The organism is Streptomyces sp. NPDC005648 (assembly GCF_040605395.1).
Classification (GTDB): Bacteria; Actinomycetota; Actinomycetes; order Streptomycetales; family Streptomycetaceae; genus Streptomyces.
Genome location: NZ_JBEXCS010000176.1, coordinates 1 through 7,955 on the forward strand (window position 1 = coordinate 1; position 7,955 = coordinate 7,955).

Annotated in this window: 9 protein-coding genes; 3 read left to right on the forward strand and 6 right to left on the reverse strand. The window is 72.1% G+C overall.

The features are described from left to right. Positions 1–74 precede the first annotated feature (74 nt). Genes ABZT17_RS44420 through ABZT17_RS44440 form a run of 5 tightly spaced genes read right to left on the reverse strand, consistent with a single transcriptional unit; the run spans position 75 to position 4,412 of the window. On the reverse strand, positions 75–1,322 hold the full coding sequence (locus ABZT17_RS44420; protein WP_356357884.1) for a cytochrome P450: 1,248 nt from the start codon (positions 1,320–1,322) through the stop codon (positions 75–77). Further along, on the reverse strand, positions 1,319–1,924 hold the full coding sequence (locus ABZT17_RS44425; RefSeq protein ID WP_356357885.1) for an ATP/GTP-binding protein: 606 nt from the start codon (positions 1,922–1,924) through the stop codon (positions 1,319–1,321). Before ABZT17_RS44425 ends, ABZT17_RS44420 begins: the two co-directional genes overlap by 4 nt. Continuing rightward, positions 1,905–2,276, reverse strand: a complete 372-nt coding sequence (locus tag ABZT17_RS44430) for a DUF742 domain-containing protein (protein WP_356357886.1) — start codon at positions 2,274–2,276, stop codon at positions 1,905–1,907. The genes ABZT17_RS44425 and ABZT17_RS44430 overlap by 20 nt, the downstream gene beginning before the upstream one ends. After that, entirely contained in the window at positions 2,273–2,683 is a 411-nt protein-coding gene (locus tag ABZT17_RS44435) for a roadblock/LC7 domain-containing protein (RefSeq protein WP_356357887.1), read from the reverse strand. Before ABZT17_RS44435 ends, ABZT17_RS44430 begins: the two co-directional genes overlap by 4 nt. Before the next feature lie 4 nt (positions 2,684–2,687). Continuing rightward, complete coding sequence (locus ABZT17_RS44440; RefSeq protein ID WP_356357888.1) at positions 2,688–4,412, reverse strand: ATP-binding protein; 1,725 nt, start codon at positions 4,410–4,412, stop codon at positions 2,688–2,690. A 288-nt stretch (positions 4,413–4,700) separates the two neighbouring features. On the opposite strand from ABZT17_RS44440, the gene ABZT17_RS44445 reads away from it, so the two are divergent. From ABZT17_RS44445 to ABZT17_RS44455, 3 genes are all read left to right on the forward strand, one after another. Next, positions 4,701–5,921 carry a helix-turn-helix domain-containing protein gene (locus ABZT17_RS44445; RefSeq protein WP_356357889.1) on the forward strand — a complete coding sequence of 407 codons (1,221 nt, stop codon included), beginning with the start codon at positions 4,701–4,703 and terminating at the stop codon, positions 5,919–5,921. Positions 5,922–5,996: 75 nt separating this feature from the next. Next, positions 5,997–6,359, forward strand: a complete 363-nt coding sequence (locus tag ABZT17_RS44450; RefSeq protein WP_356357890.1) for a DUF1304 domain-containing protein — start codon at positions 5,997–5,999, stop codon at positions 6,357–6,359. Further along, the gene (locus tag ABZT17_RS44455; protein WP_356357891.1) at positions 6,356–6,919 is read left to right on the forward strand and encodes a TetR/AcrR family transcriptional regulator; all 564 of its coding nucleotides are present in this window, start codon (positions 6,356–6,358) and stop codon (positions 6,917–6,919) included. Before ABZT17_RS44450 ends, ABZT17_RS44455 begins: the two co-directional genes overlap by 4 nt. A gap of 8 nt (positions 6,920–6,927) precedes the next feature. Here the strand turns inward: ABZT17_RS44455 and ABZT17_RS44460 are convergent, their stop codons facing one another. After that, the gene (locus ABZT17_RS44460) at positions 6,928–7,731 is read right to left on the reverse strand and encodes a hypothetical protein (protein ID WP_356357892.1); all 804 of its coding nucleotides are present in this window, start codon (positions 7,729–7,731) and stop codon (positions 6,928–6,930) included. Positions 7,732–7,955: the final 224 nt, after the last annotated feature.

Consider the following 7,955-nt stretch of genomic DNA (forward strand, 5'->3'; position numbering starts at 1 on the left):
TGGCACGCCCATGAAACCCGGCAGCCGTACCTTCCTCTGCTGGCAGGCCGGTCTCCGGCCGGGCAGCAGCGCGCTCACACCGGGAACTCGACCGGCAGACTGTCCAGCCGGGACTCCCAGGTGGAGGACGTCGACGAGAGTTCGTCCGCCTCCACGGCCAGCCGCAGGCCCGGCAGCCGGTGCAGCAGGACGTCCACCGCTATCTCGATCATGGACTGCCCCATGCCCTGCCCGGGGCACTCGTGCGGCCCCGAACCGAAGGCCAGGTGGGCCTGGTTGCCCTCCACCGAGACACGCGGGTCGGGCCGGACCTCGGGGTCGAAGTTGCCCGGGGCGAGACCGAGGACGAGCAGATCGCCCCCCTCGATGCGGTGGCCGCCCAGTTCGATGTCCCCGGCGGCGAAGCGCCCCGGCAGGACGGTCAGCGGCGGAGAGTTCCACATGGCCTCCTCCATCACCGCCGAGATGTTCAGCTGCCCGCCGATCAGCCCGGACAGCCGGGCGGCGTCGGTCAGGACCAGCCGCAGCACCCGGGCCAGCAGGTTGGTCGTGACGGCCGCCGCGATCATCACCATGCGCAGATGGTCGACGACCTCGTCGTGGTCGAGAGCCGCGTGATGCCCCAGCAGGTCGCTGGCGAGGTCGGAGCCGGGTTCGGACTGTCTGCGCCCGACGAGCTCACGAAGGATCTCCCTGATCACGCCGTCGTGCACCAGGGCTTCCATACCGCCCTTGAGCACCCCCGAGCAGGCCTCGACCAGTCGGCGCCCCTGCGTCTCGGCGAGCCCCAGCACACGGCTCATCACCAGCATCGGCACATAGTCGGCGTAGTCCGACACCAGATCGGCGCGGCCGTCGGCCGCGAACCCGTCGATCTGCTTGTTGGCGAAGTGCGTGGCGTGGCGCCGGATCCCGCGGGCGACGGCGGCCTGCAGCACGTCGTTGACGGCGCCGCGCAGCCTGCGGTGCGGCTCGCCGTCCTGGGACACGCAGTCAGGACGCCAGGCGAGCATGGGAATCAGCGCGGAGGTCTCCGCGATCCGCCCCTCCTGCCAGTCCCGCCAGGTCCGCGCGTCCCGGGGGAACTGGCTGGGGTTGTCGAGCACTCGCCGGCTGTCCCGGTAGCCGAGCACCAGCCAGGCCGGGACGTCGCCCTCCAGCAGCACCGGTGCGACGGAGCCGTGCTCCTTGCGCAGCCGCTCGTAGATGGCCTGCGGGTCGGTGGCCGCGTCCGGGCCGTACAACCGCGTGAGTTCCGCCCCGCCGTGCGCGACGGGGCACCCGCGGGGCGCGTCGGGACCGTTTAACGTCTGGTCGTTCATCGGGGCTCCAGTGCGACGGGGGAGCGATCCTGCAAGTGCCGTATCAGCGCGACGAGCACATCCCGGCTGGAGGCCCGGTCGCGGGCGTCGCAGGCCACGACCGGAATGTTCTCGGGGATGTCGAGGGCGTCGCGGATCTCCTCGACCGGGTAGTCCTCGGAGTCGGGGAAGACGTTCAGCGCGACGACGAAGGGGACGTTCTGCCGCTCCATCTCCTCGATGGCGCGGAAGCTGGAGGCAAGACGCCGGGTGTCCACCAGGACGACCGCGCCCAGGGCCCCCTTGAACAGGCCGTTCCACAGGAACCAGAAGCGCTCCTGGCCGGGCGTGCCGAAGAGGTAGAGCATCAGGCTGTCGTTGAGGCTGATCTTGCCGAAGTCCAGGCTGACGGTGGTCTCCGTCTTGTCGGCGACGCCGATGAGGTGGTCGACGTCGGCGCTTGCCTGGGTGAGCGTCTCCTCGGTGGTCAGCGGCTTGATGTCGCTGACCGAGCGGACCATGGTGGTCTTCCCGGTGCCGAAGCCGCCGGCGATCATCACCTTCACCGAGCGGGTGCCGCCCCCGCCGGGGCGGCCGGGGTGGTCAAAGCCGTTCAAGTCCACTGAGTACCTCCTCAAGGAGCGCGAGGTCGGGCCCGCGACCGGCGTCGTGCGCCGGGATGGGGTCACGGGCTTCGACGCGGCCTGCCTCGAGCAGATCCGCCAGCAGCACCGCGAGAATGTTGAAGGGCAATCCGAGGTGGGCGCCGAGTTCGGCCACCGACAGCGGATCGCGGCAGCGCCGGAGGATGTCCTCGTGCTCGTGCTGCATGCCCGGTACGGGGGCGGTCAGGGAGACGATGAGGGTCGCCACGTCGAGACTCGACGCCGAACCGCCCGGTCCGCTGCGTCCCCCCGTGAGGACGTAGTAGCGCTCGAGACCGGACGGGTCCGTGGGCCGGCGTGGAGCACTCATCCAGAGTGCTCCTCCAGCCGCGGAGTGGTGCCCAGGAGCTCACCCATCCTGCGGGCCAGATCCCTCATCTGATGCCCGAGCAGGCCCTGGTCGAGGCCCTCCCGGGCGAGCACTCCGAGATAGGTCTCCACACCCGCGCGGACGACGAAGAGGTGGCCGCCGTCGACCTCGATCATCGCCAGTCTGAGCTGCCCCGCGTACTTGGGGAACTGCTCGGCGACCGGCTGGGCCAGCGCCTGGAGACCGGCCACCACGGCCGCGAACCGGTCGACGTCGTCGGGGTCTTCGGCGCCGAAGGAGGTGATGGCCTTGCCGTCGCTGGAGGCCACAAGGGCGAAGAGGATCTCCGGGATGGACTCCACCAGATCGCGGAGCGCCCAGCTCACGTCGGTTCCCTGTTGCGTCATGGGACTAGTCGCTCTCTTCAGTGTGGTGCTCGGTGGATCCGCGTCCGGCGGGTGCGGTCTCCTCCTCGGTGGACTCCTCGCCGGCCTCCCGGCCGGCCGTGGCGAAGGCGGCCAGACCGGCGAACGACTCGTCCGGCGGGACGGCGACGACGCTCGACTCCTCGGTCCGCTCCGGGCGTTCGGCAGGCTCGTGCCGCGGCGTCTCGTGGCGCCTGCTGCGGCGCCGTGGCAGCCCGCCGGGCGTGGTGTCCACGGCCTCCTGGGGCTCGGCGGCCCGTTCGACGGCGGGCGCCGTGCGCACCGGTGCGGTCTCGGTGGACTGCGCCACCGGGGTCGCGGCGACGGCCGGGGCGGCGGCGGGCAGCGGGCTGAAGTACTTGTGCGGGACCACCACGACCACCGAGGTGCCGAGCCAGGGCGAGTCCGCGAAGGTGACGCGGATGCCGTAGCGGCGGGCGAGGGCGCCGACGACGCGCAGACCGATGCTGGCGTCCTCGGAGATGCCGCCGATGCCCGGTCCGGCCACGGCGCCGGTCAGCGCGTTCTCGGCCTCGCGCTTCTTCTCCTCGCTCAGGCCCTTGCCGGAGTCCTGGATCTCGATCCCGACGCCGTTGGGCACCTCCTTGCCTGAGACGAGCACGGGCTCGCTGGGCGGCGAGTAGCGGGCCGCGTTGTCCAGCAGGTGCGCGAAGATCAGCGTGAGGTGGTCCACCAGACCGCCGTCGACGCCGAGTTCGGGCAGATGACGGATCTCGACGCGGTGGAAGTCCTTGATCCGGCCGACGCCGCCGCGCACCACGCTGAGCAGCCGCTGCGGTTCCTGCCACTGCCGTCCCGGCCGGTCCGAGCCGCCGAGCACGCCGATGCTCGCGGCCAGCGAGTCGGCGGGGCCGAGCTCCTGGTCCAGCTCCATGAGCCCCCGCGCCACGGCCGGCAGCCGGCCGTGCTCGCCCTGCATCTCGTGCAGCCGGCCGCGGAGCTTGCTGGTCAGCACGTGGATACGGTTGCCGATACTGATGACGGCCTGTTCCGCGGAGGTCGAGCGGTTGAACTCCTCCTCCACGCCGATCAGCGCGGTCCTGAGCACCTTGCGCAGTTCGGCCTGGAGGTCGGCGCTGACCTTGGCGCACTGGTTGGCCTCGGGCAGCAGGTCGTCGATGGCGTCACCGGCGCGCAGCTGCTTCAGCGCCTCGGGCAGCTGCTCGTCGGCGAGCCGCGCGACGGCGGCCTGCTGGTGGGCGAGCTGGTCGCGCAGCACCTCGGTCTGGTCGGTCAGCCGGACCTCGTACGAGCTGACCTGCTCGGTGAGGCGCTCCTCGAACGCCCGTGCCTGCTCGACCAGTTGGGCCTCGTAGGTCGCGCTCTGCTCGGCGAGCCTGGCCTCGTACAGGCCGGACTGCTCGGCGAGCTGGGCCTCCAGGGAGCCGCGGTCGGCGGTGAACTTCCGTTCCAGGCCCGCCACATGCTGCTGCCACTGCTGGGAGTGCTCGGCCTGCGCGGAGCGGAAGGAGCTCTCCGACCGGCCCAACTGGGCCCGGGTGCGGACCAGCAGCCGTACACAGACGGCGCTGGCGGCGGTCGCGGCGGCGCCCGCGACCCCGGCGGCTATTCGCTCGGAGCTCATGAACGTGGCGGCAACCGTTCCGCCTCCTAAGGCCAGCGGCATCAACCACCAGCTGTACCAGGCGACAGGGGCCCGCGCCGCCGGCGGCGGAGTGGCGAGTTCCATCTGCATCCTTCGTAGCGACACGAACGAACAAGGGGGGTGTGCAAGGGGGTTCCGCACTGATCAGTGCACACCACGAGATGACGGAACGCGATCGCGTCAACTCGCAGCGCCGAACGGGAGCTTATCGGGTTTGAACCCGAAAGGATCAACCTCGTCCACTGGACGGAAGTGAGGGTTCCGTCACTCTCCGCCAGGACTGACGCCTTGTCAATCCGCGACAACTCCGATACCTACGCCTGTCCGCTGGTGACAATCTTTGATGAATTACTGACGGGTATGGTCACCGACGTGCCGAAGCGAGCCGTTGTGACGCACGACGACGGGGACGGTCCGTTCAACGCGTTGCCGCCGGACCTGCACAACCACCTCCGTCCCTTCTTCGCCGACATCACCGAGGAGGTCGTACGGGCGATCAGGACCGGGATCCCCGAATACGCCCGCCCCGCCGACGACACCTACATGCAGGGCGTGCACCGGGGCGTGGACCACGCCCTGCGGGGGTTTCTGGAGCGGATGGCGCAGCCGGACACGGACTGGGAGCCGGTGAAGGCGACGTATCGGCGCATCGGGCGCGGGGAGGCGGAGGAGGGGCGCAGCCTCGACTCGTTCCAGCAGGCGCTGCGGCTGGGGGCGCGGGTGACATGGCGGCGGGTCAACGCGCTCGTGGACGCGGATCTGCTGCCCCGCAACGTCCTCGCCGCGTTCGGTGAGGCGCTGTTCCTCCATCTGGACGAGATGGCGGCCGCGACGACCGCGGGCTACACGGAGGCGCGGCTGCACGAGGCCGGAGAGCTGCAGCAGCGGCGTTCCCGGCTGATCGACCTGCTCACCGCGGACCCGCCCGCCTCGGCGGAGGCGATAGCGGAGCTGGCGCACAGCGCGCGCTGGCCGGTGCCGAGGGCGCTGGCGGTGGTCGCGGTGGACCATCGCGCACAGCCCGGCGCGCAGCCGATCGTGGCCCCGGAGTTCCTGGCCCGCTTCGACGTCCGCCCGGCCGTGCTGGTCGTGCCCGACCCCGAGGGCCCCGGCCGGGCGCGCGCGGTGGCGGGTGCGCTGCACGGGCTGCGGGCCGCGATGGGGCCGACGGTCGCCCTGCCGGAGGGCGCGCGTTCGCTGCGCTGGGCGACCGAGGCACTGGAGCTGGTCCGGCGGGGCGTCCTGCCGAACACCGGGATGGTGCGCTGCCAGGACCACCTGGCCACCCTGCTGCTCCTGCGCGACGACGCCCTGATCGACGCACTCGCCGAGCACCGGCTGCGCCCGCTGGAGCAGGTGCGCCCGCCCCAGCGCGAGCGCCTCGCGGAGACCCTTCTGAGCTGGCTGCAGTGCGGGCACAACGCGAGCGAGGTCGCCGTACGGCTGGCCGTGCACCCGCAGACCGTGCGCTACCGGATGCGGCAGCTGGACGAGCTGTTCGGCCGCCGGCTGCACGATCCGGTGGCCCAGTTCGAGATGCAACTCGCCCTGCACGCACTGGAGTTGCGCCGGACGGCCGGACGGCCCGGCTGACGGCCGCGACCCGCTGGTATTTCATGGACAGCTGTCCAGTTATAGTGGACACCTGTCTATGAGAGGGAGCTCGGCATGGAAGCGGTCGCGAACGTTCTGGTCGGCCTGGTGGCCGCGCTGCACGTGTACATCCTCGTGATGGAGATGTTCCTGTGGCAGAAGAAGCCCGGGAAGGCGCTGCACGGGTTCGACCGGGAGATGGCGCGGGCGACCGCTCCGATGGCCGCCAACCAGGGGCTCTACAACGGGTTCCTGGCCGCCGGTCTGGTCTGGGGGCTGATCGCGGCCGACCCGACGGGCTACCGTGCCCAGGTGTTCTTCCTCTCCTGTGTCGTGGTCGCGGGCGTCTACGGCGCCGCCACCGCCAACCGCCGCATCCTCTTCGCCCAGGCCCTGCCCGGCGCGCTCGCCCTGGCCGCCGTCCTGATCGCACAGTGACCCGCCCCGCGCCCCAGGACCCCAGGGCCGCGCGTACCCGGGCGCGGCTGCGCGAGGCGCTGCTCGCGGAGTGCGCCGAGCGGCCGCTCGCGGAGGTGGGCGTGGCGGCGCTGGTGCGGCGGGCGGGCGTCGGACGGGCCACGTTCTACGTCCACTACGACGGCCTGGAGTCGCTGGCGGTCGACGCGTGCGCGGATGTCGTCCGGGAGGCGGTCGAGGCGCTGCACTCCTGGACGGGGCGGCCGGACCCGGTGCACGCGCCGCCGGCGCTCGGCGAGTTCTTCGCCTCGCTCGCCCCGCACGCGGGCCTGTACCGGGAGCTGCTCACCCCGGGCGGCGGCGGACCGCTCGGCCGGGTGCTGCACCGGGACCTGCGGGCCTACAGCCTGCGGGAGCGTCAACGCGCGGGCGCGGCGGACGCCCCGCTGGTGGCGTCGGCGGTCGCGGCCACCTTCGCCGGGGTGCTGGCCGACTGGCTGCACGGGCTGCTGGCCGGCGACGCGGCCCATATCGCCGACGACGTCTGGCAGTTGCTGGTCGCCCTGCACGCGAGCCGGTGACGGGCGGTTCACTTGCAGCCGAAGCCGTCCCTCACCCGCGGCCAGGCCTCCACACCGTGGGACGTGCGGACGTAGGCCTTCGAGGTGTCCTCGGTGAGCCACAACCGCCAGTCCCCGTAGCGGTATCCGGTGTCGTGGGCGTCGGCCGGCATCCGGGCGTCACCGTCGTACGGGGCGAGGAGGGAGCCCTCGGGCAGCACCCCGTCGGGATCGCGCGCGTACAGCCTGCCCTTCCCGCCCCCCGCGCCCAGTGACAGCAGGTGCGCCTTCTGCCAGTCGCAGTGCTCCGGGCCGGCGTTGCCGGTCACCCGGGCGACCGGCACCCGCCTGTTGTGGGTGTCGGTCCAGATCTCGTACGGCTGTGTGTCGGTGAAGCTCGCCGGGAGTTCGGCCGGATCGCAGGAGGCGCTGCTCTCCGGACCCCAACCCGGCCTGTTCCTGCGGTCCTTGGCCACGATGACGGCGACCTTGGTCCTGCCGTCCACGTCGAAGGAGTACAGGACGCGGTCCGCCTCCCCGCGCTCGACGCGGTAGCCGTGCCGGGGCACGTCCGGCTGCTGGATGTCGAAGTACGCCCGGAGCCCCTCCTCGGGGGTCGAGCCTCCGTCACCCCGGCTCCACGGGTCGCTACCGGCGCGCGAGTAGACCTCCGCGTCGCACTCCAGGGCCCGGGCGGCGGGGGCGGACAACGGGCCGCCGTAGGGCGCCGCGGGCGCGCTGCCCGCGACGACCGGGTCCTGGGCCCTCTGGGTGCCGCATGCCACCGCCGCCGACGCGACCAGTACCGTCGCCACCGCGAGTCTTCCGCGCATCCCCCACCCCTGTCCCGCTCGCTGCTTCCGGTCCTTGGACGCGGCACGGGTGCGGAACGTTCGCGAGAAGGGGCTAGGGCGTGTTGCGAAAGTCCCGCCTGCCGGGCGACGCCTGGCACGCACTCTCGCCGCACCGGGCGAAAACCCACGTACAACCAGCACGAGGGCTTCCGCCCGGCACGCCGAGAGCACGCCCCAGACGCCGCCCGGCCCGCCCTCCGGGC

Coding starts and splice junctions, on each gene's coding strand:
- ABZT17_RS44420 (WP_356357884.1), bottom strand. CDS start 1,322: ATGAACGACCAGACGTTAAACGGTCCCGACGCGCCCCGCGGGTGCCCC.
- ABZT17_RS44450 (WP_356357890.1), top strand. CDS start 5,997: ATGGAAGCGGTCGCGAACGTTCTGGTCGGCCTGGTGGCCGCGCTGCAC.
- ABZT17_RS44460 (WP_356357892.1), bottom strand. CDS start 7,731: ATGCGCGGAAGACTCGCGGTGGCGACGGTACTGGTCGCGTCGGCGGCG.
- ABZT17_RS44435 (WP_356357887.1), bottom strand. CDS start 2,683: ATGACGCAACAGGGAACCGACGTGAGCTGGGCGCTCCGCGATCTGGTG.
- ABZT17_RS44440 (WP_356357888.1), bottom strand. CDS start 4,412: ATGGAACTCGCCACTCCGCCGCCGGCGGCGCGGGCCCCTGTCGCCTGG.
- ABZT17_RS44430 (WP_356357886.1), bottom strand. CDS start 2,276: ATGAGTGCTCCACGCCGGCCCACGGACCCGTCCGGTCTCGAGCGCTAC.